Here is a 19771-nt window from a genome sequence, read left to right on the forward strand (position 1 = left end):
AGAACCTTGTAATTCCAATAAATTTAAAATCCCAAAGGTAAAATAAATTATTAAATCTATTACGAATTGGAGGAGTTGAAAAATGAAAGAACAGCTTGAGGAACGTCTAAAGGAATTGAAAAACGAATTTGAAAACGGAAAAAAGGTTCTGGAGGAACTGGATGCGAAACGCGCCAATCTGACACAGACACTTTTGAGAATAAGCGGAGCAATACAGGCTTTGGAGGACCTGATGCCTAAAGAGGAGGTAAGTAATTAGCTGAAACACAAGGTGCGGGTTTCATAAATTTGAGAATTCGGAGGAACGAAAAATGTCAAACCAAATCAAGCGTATGAAGTATTTTAACGGTTTGTTGCTGAAAGAAGAAGACCTTGCTCTTGAGCAGGAATACCACATGAAACTTCAGCGTCTTCATAACAGATTTTTTCACGACTGGGGAGTTGTAGACGGGCTGGCCGTCAACCCGGTGGGTGGCTATCCCAAGGTCACTGTATCACAGGGGCTTGCGCTCAATAGAATAGCAAAGGATGATACAAATGAGAAGTTCAGCCAGGAAATCTGGATTTGTGACGGCCATCCTGACAACCCTGTTGATTTATCGGAGTATGATGTAAATACCGATATATATATTACGGCAGTATATGAAGAGGCTGATGCCGACAAAGACAGTAAAAAGGGCGGAGACAAGGAAATACACATATGGGAGCGCGGCAGGATAAAACACAGCAGCAAGCCGCCTGTCGATCCCAGCAGGGAAATCGTTTTAGCCAGAGTAAGACTGATTCCTTCCAGTTCGGGCGGAAAGGTAATAGGCGAAGTGTCCGAAAAAGAATCCGACGGTATAACCCAGGTCCGTAAATATGCCGTTACTCAGGGTACGGCACAGGAATTTGCAAAAATATACATAGGCGAAAAGGACAAACTGAACCTGCCCAGCATAGGTGGATTAATTGACCGGACACTGGGGCAGAATGACGGCCTTGAAGTACGTTCACCCTATACCAAGTTTTCCGGAAAGGTTATCAGCGGTGAGTTGAAAACAAACGGTAATGCCAGCGTTAACGGCGTTTTCACGGTTAATGCAAACAACAGTGAAGTTTTTAAGGTTGATTCCAGCGGAGCGGTTAAAATTGCAAAAAATGCAGCCGTAACAGGAACCCTTTCAGCTGCCGGGGGTTTGAGTGTGAACGGAGAGAATACAACATTAAATACAACAAATGTTGTTATGACCGGAAATATGCTAACTGTTAACAAGTACACTCCCAACCAGGATGAAACCGAACCCAGGATGCAGAGCAGCGGGGTGGAGGTATTCAGGGGCGGGACCATACCAAATGCAAAGCTTTTGTGGGATGAGAACAAGGGGACCTGGAGAGCGGGGACCGATGCCGGCGGAAATGAAGCGGAAAGCGGAATATATGATCTGGCTTATGGCCCTGATTGGGATAAGATGCATGACGGCTCAAATGCCGACACCCTCCACAAGCATGGTACTATCAGCGATCCGGATGATAATCCCGTCCTGACTGCAGACGACAGTGGAAATGTAAATATTAAGAATAAAGTTATAGTCAACGGAAGTGTGGTAGCAAAGAGCGGTATTGAAGTCCCCAGTGAGAAGGACAATGCCAAGCTGGTGTGGAATGAAACCGACAAGCACTGGCAGATAGGACTTGGAGCCGACATGTACAACATTCCCTACGGACAGTCCTGGCAGGACCTGACCACGGGAACAAATGCAGATATGCTTCATAACCACAGTGAATTTTATAACAGTGACAGAACACTGGTAATGGGTGCGACTCCCACAGGGGATGTGAAAGTCTATTCCGATCTCTCAGTGGCAAAGAATCTCATTGTAGAAGGAGAACTGATTGCTTTAAAGGGAAAGCAATACCAGGAGATTGAACAGATTGTAACAAAAAACGTCATACTGGTAAACAAGCCTGACGATAATCAGACACCTTTTTTTGAAGGTGGTTTGGAGGTATACCGCGGAGACGAATTGCCAAATGCAAGACTTATATGGGACGAAGGCAGCGACAGCTGGAAGATTGGTACAGGCAGCAGCATGACGGTCATACCCAGCGGCATTGAACTGGAATATCTGACGCACGGTCAAAATGCCGATCAGCTGCACAGGCACGGGAGCCTTGTAGACGAAGAGGATGCTGCGGTAGTTTATATAGACAGTGACGGAAACACCAAAATAGGCAGTGATCTGACTGTAACCGGCGATATTTCCGTCGGGAGCAATGCTTCAATAAAGGGTGATGTCTCCCTCGAGGGTTCGATTGTAGTAAAAGGGGATCTTCAGGTTGACGGGACCAAGACCGTTAAGAACGTAAAGACAATTGAAGTTGATGACAATGTAATTGTAGTAAACAAATACACCGGAAGAAGTCAGCCCATAAGTAATGAGGGAGGGCTGGAGGTCTACCGGGGATCCGACCCCAATGCTAAAATTGTCTGGAATGAGGCAGAGAAAAAGTGGAAGATCGGCACCGGGGACAATATGAAGGATTTGCCATATGGGGATAAATGGGATTCACTCACCAAAATGTCTTCAGCCGATACGCTCCATACCCACAGCGTAGTAAGTGACAAAAAAGGTACCCCTGTGATAAATGTAAACTCCAGCGGTGACATCAGTATAAACAAGAATACAAAAGTTACCGGAACACTGGCTGTCAGCGGTCCGATGACCATATCGGGCGATCTTGAAGTATTGGGAAACCTGAGCTCGGTAGACAATGTAATTAAAAAGATAGACAGTGAAGTTGACGGCAATACATTGATTCTGAACAAGTTTACCGGAGAAAATCCTCCGCTGAATGAGAGCGGCATAGAAATATTCCGCGGTGAAGCAAAACCAAAGGCCAGGATGATCTGGGATGAAAATGCAGGAATCTGGAAAATGGGTCTGGGAGAAGATTTGAGGGAAGTTCCCTCGGGAAAGGCATGGGAGAAGCTCACAGCAAAGAAGAATGCAGACTCCCTGCACAGCCACGGCCAGATCTATAATGAAAAAGGAGATATACTTGCCTTAAGTACACGGGTTTCGGGAAATATAGATGTTGCCCATGACCTCACAGTAGGTCAGGATCTGGCTGTACTTGGAAATCTGGAGGTTAAAGGCGGCCTGACCCGGATAAGCAGTTCAAACATAGAAATAATCGGCAATTCCCTTATTCTGAACAGGTTTGATACAGGGGAGCTGAAAAAGGTTGACAGTACGATTTCAGTTTACAGGGGGGTTACTGAGAACAGCGCCATACTGGCCTGGGATGAAACCAACGGCAACTGGAAGATCGGTATGGCCAACAGTCCGAAGCTCTTAAGGATAAGCCAGGATGGGAGTATACATTCCGCTTCGGCAATCATTGACGATGAGATAAATGCGGGAAGTGCATATATAAATGGCAGCCTTAGGGTTAAAGACGGTATACAGATCGACAGGGGAGAAGAACCCGACCCCGTTATCAAATGGATCACAGATACAAATCAATGGATTATAGGAGTCGGTCAGGAAGGTTTTATATGCGCCGACAGCACCGGTAAAGTCGGTATTGGAAACCAGGCGCCCAAAGAGAGACTTGATGTTTCAGGGAATGCAATTGTAAACGGTAATATGGAGGTTACAGGTGATTCCAACGTTACCGGGATTTTAACGGCCGGAAGTGCTGAAATTACCGGAAGTCTTCAGGTTATGGGCGATTTTTCCCTTAAAATGGACGATCTTTCCCTTAAAAAGGGGATAGAAGTAGACAGGAATACTGAGGTATTAAAGCGCGATCCGGCCAGAATTGTATGGGATGAGGATACACAGGGCTGGTATTACGGTGTGGGCGATGATCTGAAGGAGATATCATCCGGTGATTCCCGACAACAAAATAATCTTTATGCCAAGGACAATCAAACAGTTTCTGTCAAGTCGGACCAGTATGGGAATGTTTCCATAGGCACTCAGGACCCAAAGGCAAGACTGGATGTATCGGGGGATACAATCATTAATGGTAAAATAACCGTTAAAAATACTGTGGAAACATCCGGCAGTGCTGTGTTCGGAGGAAAGGTCACGGCAAGGGAATGCTATGAAGTGTACAGAGCTCCGGGTGAAGAGATCGCAAAATTATACTGGAATGAAGACAGCGATACCTGGCAGGCAGGTTTGGAGAACAGTCTCAAGAACATATCACTGGCAGGACATACTCATAACAGCTTGTATTCGGGAAGTTCGGCTGCAGTGAATGTTGACGGCAGCGGAAATGTTGCGATAGGAAAATCAGCGGCAGATGCAAAACTTGATGTCAGCGGGAACATAAAGGCCGTAGGGATAGCAGCCTCGGGTTCAATAACCGCGGAGGCAACTTTAAAGGGTGCCAATGCCGATATCAGCGGTGTTATGAAGTCCGTTGACGGAATGATAACAAAAAATCTGACAGTCGGCGGAAATCTTACTGTAAACGGTGAGGTTGTTACAGTCAATGCCACCAATCTTGATGTGGAAGACAATATTATAACAATAAATAAATATGATCCACAGAAAGACCCGGCAGATAAGGATGCCGGAATAGAAGCCTTCAGGGGCGGAACAGCACCCAGCGCACTTCTCATATGGAATGAGAGGGAGGATGTCTGGCAGGCCGGCACTGCAACTGATATGAAGACATTGGGCTTCAAGGACCATCAGCATGACGAGCTCACTGCCATAACGGAAGTTATGACTGTAAAAGACAGCAAGATCGGGATCGGTACGGCTTCTCCCTCTGAAAAGCTGGAGGTGTCCGGAAATGCTAAAATCAGTGCAAAGGTAACGGCTGGAGAATTCTATACTACCGGTAAAACCTCAGCAGCAGAATTCTACACAACCGGTAAAATTTCCGGAGCCGAAGCGGCTATCTCGGGTATTCTCGGGGCAGCTACATTGAATGCGGGAAATGTCAATGTCAGCGGAGCGCTCAATGTCAACAGCGGTATTGAATTGACCCGTGCAGGCAACGAAAAGAAAGCGCAGATCCTCTGGAGCGAAACAGATAAAAAATGGAGGGCCGGCATAGACGGGGACATGAACAGCATTTCCCTTGAAGGGCATACCCATCCTGAAATCATCAGCATTACCGGTGTTATGACAGTTAAGGGCGGAAATATGGGAATCGGCAACACCAACCCCCTTAAAAAGCTGGATGTGACCGGAGATGCGGGTATAAGCGGAAAAGTGACAGCAGCCAGCGCAGATATAAGCGGAGCTCTCTCGGCAGGAAGTCTTAGTACAGGAACTGCCACAGCAGCAACTATTACAGCGACAAGCCTGACTGCAACCAATCTGACGGTAAACAACGGCAAGCTGAAAGCCGCCGCAGCCGACATAACAGGTATTCTTACACTGAGCAGCGGAATTGAAACTGCTGATACCGTAAAAGGTAAAATCAGCTGGGACAGCACCGGTAAGATATGGATGGCAGGGGCAGCCGACGATATGAAGCCTGTGGAGTTTGTAGGACATAAACACCCGGTTCTCTATTCCGATAACGGAAGTGAAGCCATCAGGATAACTCCTACAGGAGATGTAGGTATCGGCAAGACCCCGGATGACGGAATAAAACTGGATATCGAAGGTGTTATACAGGCAAGTAATATCACAGCAGCAGGTGTTGCCCAGACTTCTTCGGCGGTTTACAAGGAGAATATCGAGGAGCTGCCTGTAAAAACAGCCCTGGAATTGCTGAAAAAGCTGAATCCGGTTACTTTCGACTACAAGAATAACTATCTGAAGAAACATAATATCGGGTTTATTGCCGAAGATGTGCCGGGAATATTTACGACTTCGGACTCCCAGGCTATTTCAATAATGGATATAGTAGCGGTGCTGACCTCGGTAGTTAAAAAACAGCAGACCGAAATGACTGCCGTGAAGAAACAACTGAATACGTTGCAAAAGCAGGTTGCCCAATTAACAGGTGCCTGATATATCATTCCATTGAATTGAAACAAGGAAGCCCGTGATTTTTGTCACGGGCCTCCTTGTGAATTTAATAGGGGTAAAACCAACCACGATATGGGGTTTATACGAATTTTGGATAATTTCTTATTTGTCTTCACTGAAGGTTATACTCAAGGTAACTTCCTTACCGTCTCTTGAAACTACGGCACTCACAGTATCACCGGCTTTATGGTTTTTTTTGACGGCATCCAGGTCGGCCATGGATTCTATCTTTGAACCGTCAAGTTTTACAAGGACATCCCCTTTATGGATACCGGCAGCTTCGGCAGCTCCTCCCTGTGTGACTTCGGAGATATAAACTCCGACGGGCAGATCATACATTCTGGAGATTTCGGCTGTGACCTCCTGGGCGGATATTCCGATCAATGGCTTTCCTTTTACATATCCATAGGTCTTTAACTGATCAACTATGGGTTTCGCAGTGTTCATAGGGATTGCAAAGCCCAGTCCTTCAATGCCTTCAACTGAAATTTTTGCTGAATTTATTCCGATTACCTGTCCTTTTTTATTTACAAGGGCACCACCGCTGTTGCCCGGATTTATAGCTGCATCAGTCTGAATAAGGGTCAAGCTGTTATCTCCTGTTTTCAGCTGCCTGTTCAGGGCACTTATAACTCCATAGGTGACTGAACCGGCAAATTCCATACCCAGCGGATTGCCTATGGCAACTGCTGGATCTCCAACTTCGACCTCTGACGAATCACCCAGCTCTGCGGCAGGAAGGTTTGTCAGATCAATTTTTATAACCGCAAGATCATTTTCACTGTCACCGCCGATAAATTTGGCCTTTGCTTCCCTTTTATCCGGCAGATAAACGGTCAGTGCAGTATTGGCAGCACCATTCTTGGGGTCGGCGTATTGTACCACATGATAGTTTGTTATTATATAGCCGTCCTCTGTAAAAATAATTCCTGAACCTTCAGAGTCGGAGGTTGAGGACCTGCTGCTGTAAAAAGGTGACTGCCTTGTATTTGGAACCGACATTTTAATTCCCACTATTGACGGTCCGACTTTTTTTGCTATCTGTGCCACGGTCAGTTCACCCGTGCCCGTGCTGAACAAATTTGTGGCCTTTACATTGTCAGTTGCTGTGGAAAGCTTTGTAGGCGATGAACCTCCATCACTCGAGGTTTGGGTGACGGCAGCTTGTTTTAGAGAGTTTACCTGGCTGTCCAGCTGCCGGGAGAAATTCGAATACATAACACCGCCCACTGCAAAGCTGGTTACCAGTGAGGTTACCAGAACCAGCGAAAGATAAGTAATAAATCTGCCGCTCCGTTTTTTTCTGGGCTGAACCACTATTTCCTTGTAATATCCCTGATTATCATAATTAAAGTTATATTGACTTTGGCTGTTCCAGTCATCGTTGTTAAAATTATTATTCATAACCGACTCCCTTCCGCGTCTGTTGGACGCTTATAAGTATTTAATAATAAAGCATATGTTTTTTTGTGAATTACCTTATGCTTATATGATAGCTATTAATTATGTATATTTTACGAAGAATTAATTAATAATTTGTTATAAAATTTAGAACAAATTGTTAACGAATGGCAGAGGAAGCGAGCAATGGTATTTTTCCGGCAAAATAAATAGAGCAGGTAATGTATCACCTGCCCTCTGTATCTTTCTTCAATTCACCGCTTTCCGGACAATATTTCTCATTGACAAAGGTGAAATCACAAGGTATTTCTTCACTGAAAATTTCAAATAATGATTTACTGGCATTTGCATCAACATCAACAAGCACGTGCTCTTCAAGTACTGCGATAACCTTGCCGTAGCCGATAAACTTATCATCGCGGGTTATGGCTATCAGATCGTCCTGCAGAATAAATTCCTTCCTTTCACACTGAATTATCATAAATTCACCTGGCGATTAATATTAAACTCACTTTCTTATGGGAATAAACGTTTCAAATCGTGGAGAGAATTGCTGCGAAGTATGAAAGTGGCATTATTATTTATACCCTCCAGGAGGCATATTTATACCGGTTGAAGAGGTTAATTTCACTATAAAAACCAGTAAAAAAGTATGCAAAATTTTCAAAATTACCTATCTAATATTCGTTTTCCAGATATATAATTAAATATTAGAAATGATTTTCATTTGCTCATTTTGCAACAGCAGCTTTTCCGGCTTGTATGCACATATAATTGAAGATAACAATGATAAAAAAATAATGGAGGCATATATGGGATTTGTTGAATTTAAAAATGTGTTCAAGCGGTATAAAATGGGGCAGGTTACCATTAATGCCGCAAATGGAATAAACTTTGAGATAAACAGGGGAGAATTTGTAGTTATAGTCGGCCCGAGCGGTGCGGGAAAAACCACCGTACTCAATATTCTCGGAGGGATGGATACCTGTGATGAAGGTGAGATAATTGTTGACGGACAGAGGATAAATGAATATAAGCCCAGACAGCTCATAACCTACAGAAGGTACAAGATAGGTTTCGTATTCCAGTTTTACAACCTTATCCAGAACCTTACTGCAAAAGAAAATGTTGAACTGGCTTCACAGATCTGCAAGGATCCCATGGATGCCGGGCAGATTCTGGTTGAAGTGGGCCTGGGAGACAGACTGGTCAATTTTCCTGCCCAGCTTTCAGGCGGAGAGCAGCAGCGCGTCGCCATAGCCAGGGCGCTTGCCAAGAAACCCAAGCTGCTCTTGTGCGATGAACCCACGGGAGCACTGGATTATACTACCGGAAAGAGTATTCTCAAGCTGCTGCAGGATACTTGCAGGCAGAATGGAATGACAGTTATAGTAATTACCCACAATCTGGCTATAGCACCTATGGCAGACAGGATAATAAAAATAAAAAACAGCAGGGTGGAGAGTATGGTTTTAAATGACAATCCTGTCAATGTTGAGGATATAGAATGGTAACAAGTATACAAAAGTATTCAGATGGAGTCCGGAGGCTGATGTCCACCTGGAATATGGAGGTTATATGAAAAACGCTCATCTAAAAGATACATTCAGAGAAATGTGGAGGACAAGAAGCAGGTTTATAGCCATATTTGCAATAATCGCACTGGGTACCGGTTTCTTTGCGGGAGTCAAGGTCACATGTCCCGACATGCAGCTGACGGCCGACAAGTATTTTGAAGAATACAAACTGATGGATCTCAGGCTGGTATCTACATATGGATTTAATAAAGAGGATGTCGAGACGGTGAAAAACAGTCCTGCCGTCAGGGAGATGATGCCTGCTTACAGCATTGATGCAATAATAAAGGCCGGTAATGAGGACAAAGTTGCCAAGCTGCATTCCATTCCCCTGGATAAGCTGAAGCAGGAAACCGGGGGATATCTTAACAGGTATAGGGTAATAGAGGGAAGACTGCCCGAAAGGCCGGGGGAGTGTGCAGTTGAAAAAGGTAAAATCGGGGGTGTAAATATTGCTGTCGGAGAAGAAATCTCTCTGAATTCCGGCAGGGAGGACAGGGCAATAACGGATTACCTGAAGCAGTCAACTTATAAGGTTGTGGGGCATGTTGAAACGCCTTATTACCTGACTTTCGAAAAGGGGACCTCAAGTCTTGGAAACGGAACGGTGGCACTGTATGCCATCATTCCTGAAGAGGACTTTAATATGGAGGTTTACACAGATTTAAATATTACGCTGCAGAGTACAAAGGGGCTTTCAGCCTTCGGTGATGCTTACAGGGAAGCGGTGAAAACAGACAGGGAAAAGTTTGAGGATATTGCCGAAGACCGTGAGGAACAGCGCTACAATGAAGTCTACAGTGAGGCGGTGCAAAAGCTTGAGGTTTCCAAGAAGGAGCTGGCTGAAGGTGAAAAGGAACAGCAGGTAAAATTGGCCGGAGCACTGGATGACCTTAAAAAAGGTGAGGCTGCTATAAAAAGCGGAAAGCTTGAGCTTGAAAGCCAGAGGAAAATATACAATCAGATGGTTACAGCTTCAGAAGCCGGGCTTGAACAGGCTGAAAACAGGCTCCAAAGCGGAGATACAGGATATTCTGAAAATTTGAAGCTATTTGAACAAAACAAGGATGGAATGCCCGCACCTCAAGCAGCTGCAATTGAAGCAGGATTGAAAAATACCAGACTGGAACTCGATGCGGGAGCGAAGGAACTTGTTAAACAAAGAGCACTTTTTGAAAAACAAAAAAGAGAAGGTGGCGAAAAACTAAAAGAGGCGGCGCTGAAGCTGGAACAGTCGGAGAAAAAGCTGGAAGAGGGACGTGCCGAATACGAAAAACAAAAGAATGAATCGGATAAGAAGCTTGAGACTGCAAGAAAAGAAATCGCCCAGGCAGAGCAGAAGGTCAAGGATATAAAGAAACCCCAGTGGTATATAACGGACAGAAATAATAATCCTGGTTACACTTCCTATTCCGAGGATACAAAGAGAATAGATGCCATAGCAAAAATATTTCCTGTTTTCTTCTTTTTCGTTGCGGCCTTTGTATGCCTGACAACAATGACAAGGATGGTTGAAGAGCAGAGAATTCAGATTGGAACTCTTAAAGCCCTGGGCTACAGTAGTTTTGCCATAGCATCCAAGTACCTTGTTTATGCTGCCATTGCAAGCATGACCGGAAGCACTGCAGGACTGTCCATTGGTCTCAAGCTGTTTCCGTTTGTCATAACCAATGCTTACAGCATGCTTTACCGGCTGCCGCCCACCATTATGCCCTTCAGAATTGATTACGCATTCTGGATAACCCTGGGAGCGCTGGCCTGCACTTCACTGGCGGTATATTCGGCCTGTTACAGGGAACTCACCGAACAGCCCTCCTCTTTAATGAGACCCAAAGCACCCAAAATGGGGAAAAGAGTGCTTCTGGAGAGAGTGCCCTTTATCTGGAACAGGCTGAATTTTTTCAGCAAAGTGACCATCAGGAATCTATTCAGGTACAAAAAGAGACTGTTTATGACGCTGCTGGGGGTGGCAGGCTGTACTGCACTGATGCTGGCGGGTTTCGGATTGAGGGACGCCATTTCCAGCATTGTTCCGAGGCAGTATGGTGAGGTTTTCAAATTCAATGCAATGATTATTATAGATGAAAATGCAAAAGAACAGGATAAACTGGAGGTGGTCAACACTCTGCGGGCCAACAGCAATGTGGAGAAAATGCTGAGTGTCCGCCTTAAAAATTTTGATGCGGGCTATCAGGAGGACTGGCAGAAGATCAATCTCATAATACCCGAGGATAATGAAAAATTGAGCCAGTTCATTTCGGTTCACAGCATGCAGGGTAAAGAACCTCTCAAGCTTACCGACGACGGTGCCGTAATAGGGGAAAAGCTTGCAAAGGTATTGAAGCTTAAGGTTGGAGACAGGATGACAATAAAGGACGGGGACTTTAAGAGTGTAGAGGTGAAGATTGCAGCTATCAATGAAAATTACACATTGCATTATGTATATATGACCAGGACTCTGTACCAAAAGGAATTTGGAGAAAAACCGGTATTTAACAGCATTCTGGTAAAGGAGAAAAACGTATCCCCGGAAGCGGATGATGAGATAAGCTCCCAGCTTGTCAGCAAGGCGGCAGTAATTCAAATGAACTTCAACAGGACCAATGAACAGAATTTCAGCGATATGGTGGGGAATTTGAACAGCATAGTACTTGTAATGATCATTTCTGCCGGAGCCCTCGCTTTTGTGGTATTATACAATCTGACAAACATAAATATAACTGAAAGGGTCAGAGAAATAGCAAGTATCAAGGTATTGGGGTTCTATGACCTGGAGGTGTCGGAATATGTGTTCCGGGAAAATATTATTCTGACACTTGTAAATATCAGCATAGGCCTCCTGGGAGGAATTGTCCTGAACAGATTTGTGCTGGAAACCGCGGAAATTGATGTTGTAATGTTTGGAAGGGAAATATACTGGTACAGTTACCTTATGGCAGCAGTGCTCACTGTGGTCTTTGCAGTTTTGGTCAATCTTGTAATGCACTATAAGCTGAAGAGGATCAGTATGACAGAATCCTTGAAATCGGTTGAATAAAGCGCCCATATGGACGCTTTATTCACACATTTACACATATATACTACAAGTGATGGCGCACTGTATAGCCCAATCAGGTTTAATCTATCGCAAGTATCTTATAAGTACCCGGGCGCAGGAACACTTTGAAATAGGTTACACCATTACCCGGAATTCTTTCGGCTTTTGCTCCCAGTTTGTGCCTGTTGGTGGAAATCTGGCGGAGCAGTGCATTTTCCCTGTGAACTGCGATAGTAACTTCTGTGTTTGTTTCTCTGAAGGATTCAATTATAAAGGTATTGTTGTCATATAAAAACAGGCCTATTTGAGAAGGTGCTTCAATATGAAGAGGCAGTTCCCTTGATGCCGTCTCCCTTATAACATTAAGTACTCCTGCCGGATAGCTGTAAATATCCCCCGGGTTATCAGGTATTGTCAGAACATGGAGCTTGCCTTTACTGTATTTGTTCTCAAGCAGAACAGGATGGTTATTAAAGTTGTCCACTCCTACTGCTCTTGGCCAGGTGTCATTGGTTTTGAAATCTATATGGGGGATTATAATTTCCCTGTCCGAAGGATAATAGTCTTTAAAGGAGCAGGTCTCGGTTGTGGCGGCATAGGCCTTGATCAACGCCTTCCTGTCTGTGAAGTGAATTTCGGCTATGTCGGACAGCTGGCTGTTAAGTGCCCTCAAAAGACCCGACGTAATGATAACCTGTCCCCCGGCTGCCAGGCTGGACTTGATTTTGCTTACAATAGAGGGATCCTTTTTGGCACTTTCGGTGAGCAAAAGGAGTTTGCTGTCCGAGGGATATACTGGAGTGGGCTGTAAAGGCAGCCCCAGCATTCCCAGGTAGCCATGGATGAAATCTTCACCGCCGGATTTAAAAGGCTTGTAGCAGGGAATACCCACAGGTTCTCCCAACTCTCCAACAAACCTGTCCAGCTCACTGAAAACATGTCCCGCAACGGGAACGCATATGCGGTAGTCGGTTGCCAGAAGGCCGGCGCAGAAAAGGGTGATTTCTCTTGCCCTGGCAAAAACGGTCATATTCAGCTGCTCCATATACGCGTTCAGGGAACAGTCGAAGGTATCAAACCAGCCCCCGAGATTTTTTCCCGGATTGATGCTCTCGAAATATCTCATTATAAAATAGCCCAGATATCTTTGAAGGACCTGCTGCGTATACTGTGAATCCCTGGTTTCGGTTCCGGTATAAAAAGAGTCAAAAATATCGACCTGATCCCCGGGGGTATAACCTGTAAACTGGTGGTGATCATACCAGTTGGGATACTTTATGATCATATTTATAGAAGGATTTATTTGTTTTGCCGTATTCATGATTTCTTTGGATACTTCGGCCATCTGTGCCGTTCTGAAATCGGACCAGCTGCTGCTGCCCTTGGTTTCAATGCACAAATCACACTTGCAGTTGGTAAAATAAAAATCATCAAGAATGATCTCATCAAAAATACCTGCAGTGTAGGCCACTATATCGCATAATTGCTTTCTCTGCTGAGGGTCACTGTAGCAGAAGGAGCGGAAATCCCAGATGATATCGCATTTTTGGGTAGTGGTGATGGCGCCTGAAACTTTTACTCCCCTTTTGTTGAAAAAATTCTTGCAGGCCAACATGTCCTCCTTTGACAGATATGTACTGCCGCGGTAGGTTTCCAGATAAACCTTGTCAACATCAATGTGCTTTGAAAAGAACTCATAGCACTCCTCCAGCAAATTATCCCTGTTGAGTATTTCCAGATCATGCGCATTAAAGAAAATGGACACCGAAAAATTTTTGTAGGACATAAAACCCTCCCATAAGCCTTATACGGCAAAATATAAAATATTTACAGCTTTTCGAAAAAAGGTATTTTATGAGATTGATTTTAAATAATATTCAGACAAATTTCTCGCCAAAGTTTGCTGGTTACTACTCAATTATTGCTTTTTTGAAGTCGGAGGGTGAACAGCCTCTTACCTGTTTAAAGACACGGTTAAAAGTTTTAATGCTGTTAAAGCCCGAATCGAAGGCTATCTCAAGAATAGAATCCGATGAATTTATTAACCGGTTGGCGGCTTTCGATACCTTATAATTGTTTAAATATTTCCAAAAGGTCATGCCGGTGGTATCCTTGAAGAATCTGGTGAAATGGTACTTGCTGAAATTAACATATTTCGCGGCCTCCGACAGGCTGATTTCCCTGTGCAGGTTCTTGTCGATATACTTTGTTACCTCTTCCAGCAGCTCCAGCTTTTTTATCTGCTTATTCTTATCGGCAGGACAGAGCTTTTCGTTTGGAATATGTCTGATCATTCCCGCAGCCAGTTCACACAGCCTTGCAGCCACAAAAAATTCAAAGCCGGGCTCCTTGTTTTTGATTTCGTTATTAATATCCAAAATATTGCGTTCAAAATATTCATGAACCTGGGAGCCTTTGCTTCCTCCGGAGGTATCACAGGTTATTAAGGGCTCTGTCAGCCTCCTGCCCGAGATACTGTGAGCGATTTCTTCAAACAGCGACAAATCAAAATGTATTATTATTCTGTCGCATTTTTGGGGCTGCTTCAGAAAGTAGTGTATCTCACCCATGTTAATGATGAGGATATCCCTGTTGTGCAAGGTATAGACAGAATTGTTCAAACCAATATTAAGTTCCTCTCCCAGAACATAAACTATTTCAACTCTTTCATGCCAGTGAGGAGGAAAAACCTGTACGTCGGTATTAAAGACGTTGACAGGCAAGTGTCCGGTATACTTGTTTATGGTTGTTTGATGGCGGGCTTCCATAAAACCTCTCCTCCTAAAAATAACAGTCTATTTAAATATTATAAATGATTATGTATTGTATTTCCATTCACCAATGTAAAGGGTTTCCATATTATATACCAGCACTATTTTTATAACGGATTTTTTCAAATGCCAATATGTTTTGCAGCAAGGTGGAGTTGGTTTGAAAGATTTTGGAGGTCAATATGTATTATACCGAAAGATTTGATCAACTGGGTAATGACACTAATATAATTGCGGAAGCCTACGGGGATGTCAACGGGGACAACATAAGGGACTATGTTTATCTAACCGGTACCAGGACGCCTAACAGCGGCTATATTCAAAACATCACACTTGTAATACGGGACGGCAGAACCGGGATCAAGCAGAGAGCCAGGTTGAAATCCGATTCGGGCTATTCTCCTGCGGTTACCTTACAGGATTTCACCGGAGATAAAATAAAGGATATCATGATTGGTATAGCTTCCGGAGGAAGCGGAGGCATAATGTTTTATTATGTGTTTTCCGATGTAAACAACCGGCTTGCACAGCTTTTTGACTATGAGGAGTATAACCTGCGCTACAGCTATAAAGTTGAATTTGCAGATTACTATAAGGTAAATGTTACAAACGTGGAGAAGAATGTAGTATTTGTAATAGACATAACCTATAAAGGAAAGGAATATCTCGATGAGATATATACTCCGGAAGGCATTCTGAAACAGCCTGTGGAAGGCTGGGTTGATCCGCTGGGAGGTCTGTATCCCATTGACTTTGACGGCAACGGAGTTTATGAATTACTTGGATATCAGAGTATAGCCGGCAGGTATCATGCGGATTCCCTGGGCTATGTGCAAAGTGTGCTGAAATGGAACGGCAGAAAGTTTTATCTAATGGAGCAGTATGTAGGCGTATTCGGGGGAAGCCCGGAATAGGAGCGGATTTCATGCAGTTCAGCAGGTTTTGGGGGTGAAAATTATACAATAATATCTTTTTTGCAATATAAAATTTTTTATAATTTTCACATATACATATAAGCTGTATTCATATAAAATTTGTATTGTGAAAACAATCCATTCTGGCTGGTGGATTTGATCTGCCGGCTGGTCTTAAAATATATTCCTCCTGAAAATTGTAGGTCCTTGTGTTGATTATGACACGAGGATTTTTGTTTTAATTTATTATTTATTTAACATTACCCGCGTTTGGGGTTATAATGATTATTAAAGCCTGCCATATTTCCATAATTAAGAACATTTATTCGCCTTGTAGCGGATGAGGTGTGAAGAGAATTTCATTATTATTTTGTGGCCGCTATTGCGGCTCATGGAGGTTAGCTTGAAAGACTTCACTTGCGTTCGTCTTGCAAAACTAACCTGTGAATTTATGGCCGTGCGAAATATTCAAAGTATTTTAGCAATACTTTGAAAGCGCACATGGCCAATTAACCTCCTTTATTCGCCACATTGCGATAAAGGATATAGGTTTTCATTACATTTTGTGGCCGCAATGACGGCTCAAAGCCATAACATGGCTTAGGAGGTTAATATGTTTATTGATAAAAAAAGTCCTGTGCCTGCTTATTTTCAGCTGAAAAATATCATTCTTGATAAAATAAAATCCGGTGAATATCCTGCAGGCAGCCTGATACCTTCCGAGAGAGAGCTTTCCGAGAGTCTTGGCATAAGCCGTATGACAGCCAGACAGGCAATAAATCAGCTGGCTGCTGAAAATTATCTCGTCCGTGAAAAGGGCAAGGGAACCTTTGTCAACAAGATCAAGTTTGAGCAGCGAAACATTATGAGTTTTTCGGAAACCGTAAAAAGGCTGGGAATGGTTCCTAAAACCCGTGTATTGGAATTTTCGGAGGAGAAAGAATATTATGATGTGAAACTTGCCCTTGATCTGAAGCCGGAACAAAAGCTATACCGGATCAAAAGATTAAGACTTGCTGATGATACTCCCATTGCAGTCGAAGAAGTGTTTATTCCCGAGGGGCTCTGTCCTGACATAAACAGGCTGGATCTCACCAAGTCACTTTATGACCAGCTTAAAAATATCTATTCTATTGAAATAAGTCATATAGATAATAATATTGAAGCCATAAAGGCGGACAGGGAGAACAGGAAGCTGCTGATGCTGGAGGCGGGTATACCTGTACTTAACATATCGGGGATAAGTTATACCAGAGAGGGCAGAAAGCTCTTCTTCGAAAGAGATGTTTACCGTGCGGACAAATACAAATACAGTGTACGTATCCATATGAATCATGAGTAGACTGAACCGGTAAGCCAGTCTTGTTTTACATGCAAACGGAAGCCATAATAACACCGGGAAAAATTTTTCAGCAAATGGTTATTTAGCATTGCAATTTATAAAAGGCTGATATACAATATAGGTATAGTGGTATATACAACTATACCTATAATAATTAAATGAGGTGTTAACATGACTAAAATGTGGGAAGAAATAATGGAACAGCCCCTGGTTCTGAAAAAAACCATCGAAACTAACAGCCGTGTCATTGATGAGCTGATACAAGAACTTAAAACAAGGGAAATTTCTACTGTAATAATAGCTGCAAGAGGGACCTCGGATCACGCTGCGGTATATGCCAAATACGCAATTGAAACTCTTGTGGGCATTCCGGTTTCATTGGCAGCACCTTCGGTTTTCACAATGTACAATAAAAGTATTAATATGAAAAACTGTTTTGTCATAGGAATTTCACAGTCCGGAAAGGCAGCAGACGCAATTGAGGTTGTAAAGTCGGCAGCCGAACAGGGAGCGGTTACCATGAGTGTAACGAATTTTGTTGATTCACCGCTGGCCGAAGCATCAAAGTTTCATTTGTTCTGTGACACAGGGGTCGAGAAAAGCGTAGCGGCCACAAAGACATTTACCTCTACGGTTTACCTTTTAATCAACTTTATAGCAAAATGGGCACGGAATGCCGAACTGCTGGAAGAATTAAAAAGTGTTCCCGACATCATGAACCGGTTATTCCAAAAGACCGACTGTCTGGATGAAGTAGTGACCAGGTACAGATTTATGAAGGAATGTTTTGTGCTGGCAAGAGGGATCAACTATTCCATTGCTCTGGAGGCTGCCCTTAAAATACAGGAAACTACTTATATACGCGCTAAGGCCTTTGCTGTTTCGGACTTTCAACACGGCCCCTTTGCCATGCTGGAGAGGGATATGCCCGTGATAATTTATGCGCCGGAGGGACCTTCATTCAAGGATATTACAGAAATAGTCAAGAAGGTGAAGGACAGCGGAGCTGATATTCTGGTTATTTCAAATAATAGGGAATTAAGGGCTATGGGCGACAGCAGTATTGAAATTCCGGAGAATTTAAGTGATTACGTCTCGCCTCTTATAAATGTGGCAGTGGCGCAAATGTTCGCCGGCAAGCTTTCAGTGCTTAAGGGATTAAATCCTGACAGCCCGAGAGGTTTGAACAAAGTTACAATTACACGATAAATTCTGTTAAGCTTTGTTAGGAGGATGTATATGAAACTAAATAATAAAAATGCCGAATGGTTTATTCCCGATGGGGAAAATATTGAAACTGCACTTGCAAGAACCACTCATCTGGCTATCTCGGCACACCAGGATGACATTGAGATAATGGCCTATGACGGTATAGTCAAGTGCTTTGGAAACGATAAAAAATGGTTTGGCGCAGTGGTGGTCACCAACGGTGCAGGCAGTGCCCGGAATGGCATTTATTCGGATTACACCGATGAAGAGATGCAAAAGATCAGGAAGGTTGAGCAGAAAAAAGCTGCATATGTAGGTGAGTATTCTGCGCTGGCTCTTTTGGATTACACAAGCGCACAGGTGAAGTCGGCCGGTTCCAGAGAAGTCATTGAGGAATTAAAAGCCATTATAGCACAGGCCGGAGCAGAGGTCATATATACACATAACCTGGCCGACAAACACGATACGCATTTGGGCGTCGTCACAAAAGTAATTCATGCAATCCGTGAATTGCCAAAGGAGCAGAGACCCAAAAAATTGTACGGCTGTGAAGTCTGGAGAAATCTTGACTGGGTATTGGATTCACAGAAGGTGGTATTTGACGTAGCACAGCATCCAAACCTGTCGGCCGCCCTGGTAGGTGTATTCGATTCACAGATTGCAGGGGGGAAACGGTATGATCTCGCCACTTCGGGAAGAAGACTTGCCAATGCCACTTATGCGGAATCCCACAGTGTGGACCAGTCCGATGCCCTGAGCTATGCCATAGACCTGACTCCTCTCATAGAGGATGACAATATGTCAATCATAGAATTCATAACGAACTATATCAGAGGTTTTGAGGAAGATGTGGCAGCCAAGCTGGGAAAGGTGCTGCAGCCCTAAAAAACCGCTTAAATTAAATGCGTTGTGCGAATTAGTTGATCAATTCCGCAAGTAAAATTGTTTCTGATTATACCGATACTTCCATACTGACTTCAAGCAATGATGCACACAAAGCGCTCTCCATTGCTTGAAGTTGTACTTGTGTACCGGTTGATCCAATTAAATCTATCCTTAAAGCAAAATAGAATTTCAATCAGCACAAGGGTTTATTATTACTTTGCATGCAACTTGCCGCTATTTGTTATACCCAAGCAATACAGGGCACAAACCGGGTAATTACCTCCAATGTTTGCCTTTTGGACAGTCCAAAAAAAATATAAATTTCTATTGACATAAAGGACAGTTGTTATGTATAATGTAAAAGCACGTTAACGAACGGCAGACATAAATGGCGGCGTAGCTCAGTTGGCCAGAGCATCCGGTTCATACCCGGCAGGTCGTAGGTTCAAATCCCACCGCCGCTACCATCTCAAGCGATAGGTACTATCGCTTATTTTATGGCCCATTGGTCAAGTGGTTAAGACACCGCCCTTTCACGGCGATAACAGGGGTTCGAGTCCCCTATGGGTCACCAAATTGAATAGATTCCATAGAATCATGAAAAGATTATGCGGGACTCGAACCCGAGAGGGCGCGAACGCGGCAGAA

General features: G+C 43.7%; 12 protein-coding genes and 2 tRNA genes. 10 read left to right on the forward strand and 4 right to left on the reverse strand.

Going from position 1 to position 19771, the window contains the following annotated elements; all coding sequences use genetic code 11:
- The first annotated feature begins 82 nt into the window (after positions 1–82).
- Together T344_RS31265 and T344_RS0117050 are read left to right on the forward strand one after the other, a co-directional pair.
- Positions 83–259, forward strand: a complete 177-nt coding sequence (locus T344_RS31265; RefSeq protein WP_169738705.1) for a hypothetical protein — start codon at positions 83–85, stop codon at positions 257–259.
- Between the two features lie 52 nt (positions 260–311).
- Positions 312–5969: a tail fiber domain-containing protein gene (locus tag T344_RS0117050; RefSeq protein ID WP_027629712.1), complete on the forward strand. Its 5658-nt coding sequence runs from the start codon at positions 312–314 to the stop codon at positions 5967–5969.
- A 120-nt stretch (positions 5970–6089) separates the two neighbouring features.
- Here the strand turns inward: T344_RS0117050 and T344_RS0117055 are convergent, their stop codons facing one another.
- Positions 6090–7391, reverse strand: a complete 1302-nt coding sequence (locus T344_RS0117055) for a S1C family serine protease (RefSeq protein WP_027629713.1) — start codon at positions 7389–7391, stop codon at positions 6090–6092.
- Positions 7392–7614: 223 nt separating this feature from the next.
- Complete coding sequence (locus tag T344_RS0117060; protein WP_027629714.1) at positions 7615–7869, reverse strand: hypothetical protein; 255 nt, start codon at positions 7867–7869, stop codon at positions 7615–7617.
- A 331-nt stretch (positions 7870–8200) separates the two neighbouring features.
- On the opposite strand from T344_RS0117060, the gene T344_RS0117065 reads away from it, so the two are divergent.
- Together T344_RS0117065 and T344_RS0117070 are read left to right on the forward strand one after the other, a co-directional pair.
- Positions 8201–8902 (forward strand): ABC transporter ATP-binding protein, encoded by a 702-nt coding sequence (locus T344_RS0117065; RefSeq protein ID WP_027629715.1) that lies wholly within the window; start codon positions 8201–8203, stop codon positions 8900–8902.
- 64 nt (positions 8903–8966) lie between these two features.
- Complete coding sequence (locus T344_RS0117070; RefSeq protein WP_027629716.1) at positions 8967–12002, forward strand: ABC transporter permease; 3036 nt, start codon at positions 8967–8969, stop codon at positions 12000–12002.
- Between the two features lie 79 nt (positions 12003–12081).
- Here the strand turns inward: T344_RS0117070 and T344_RS0117075 are convergent, their stop codons facing one another.
- On the reverse strand, positions 12082–13788 hold the full coding sequence (locus T344_RS0117075) for a hypothetical protein (protein WP_027629717.1): 1707 nt from the start codon (positions 13786–13788) through the stop codon (positions 12082–12084).
- A 124-nt stretch (positions 13789–13912) separates the two neighbouring features.
- Positions 13913–14770 carry a helix-turn-helix domain-containing protein gene (locus T344_RS0117080; protein WP_027629718.1) on the reverse strand — a complete coding sequence of 286 codons (858 nt, stop codon included), beginning with the start codon at positions 14768–14770 and terminating at the stop codon, positions 13913–13915.
- 185 nt (positions 14771–14955) lie between these two features.
- Here T344_RS0117080 and T344_RS0117085 point away from each other — a divergent pair, with 185 nt between their 5' ends.
- The 6 genes from T344_RS0117085 (at position 14956) to T344_RS0117110 (ending at position 19697) form a co-directional block, all read left to right on the forward strand.
- Positions 14956–15687 carry a hypothetical protein gene (locus tag T344_RS0117085; RefSeq protein ID WP_027629719.1) on the forward strand — a complete coding sequence of 244 codons (732 nt, stop codon included), beginning with the start codon at positions 14956–14958 and terminating at the stop codon, positions 15685–15687.
- A gap of 613 nt (positions 15688–16300) precedes the next feature.
- Positions 16301–17029, forward strand: a complete 729-nt coding sequence (locus T344_RS0117090) for a GntR family transcriptional regulator (protein WP_027629720.1) — start codon at positions 16301–16303, stop codon at positions 17027–17029.
- 171 nt (positions 17030–17200) lie between these two features.
- Positions 17201–18238, forward strand: coding sequence for an SIS domain-containing protein (locus tag T344_RS0117095; protein WP_027629721.1), 1038 nt, complete (start codon positions 17201–17203; stop codon positions 18236–18238).
- A 30-nt stretch (positions 18239–18268) separates the two neighbouring features.
- A complete protein-coding gene (locus T344_RS0117100) occupies positions 18269–19123 on the forward strand; it encodes a PIG-L deacetylase family protein (protein WP_027629722.1) in 855 nt (284 codons plus the stop codon).
- 390 nt (positions 19124–19513) lie between these two features.
- Positions 19514–19590 (forward strand) — tRNA-Met (locus T344_RS0117105).
- 32 nt (positions 19591–19622) lie between these two features.
- Positions 19623–19697, forward strand: a tRNA-Glu gene (locus T344_RS0117110).
- Positions 19698–19771 lie beyond the last annotated feature (74 nt).

This window comes from Ruminiclostridium cellobioparum DSM 1351 = ATCC 15832 (assembly GCF_000621505.1).
Classification (GTDB): Bacteria; Bacillota; Clostridia; order Acetivibrionales; family DSM-1351; genus Ruminiclostridium; species Ruminiclostridium cellobioparum.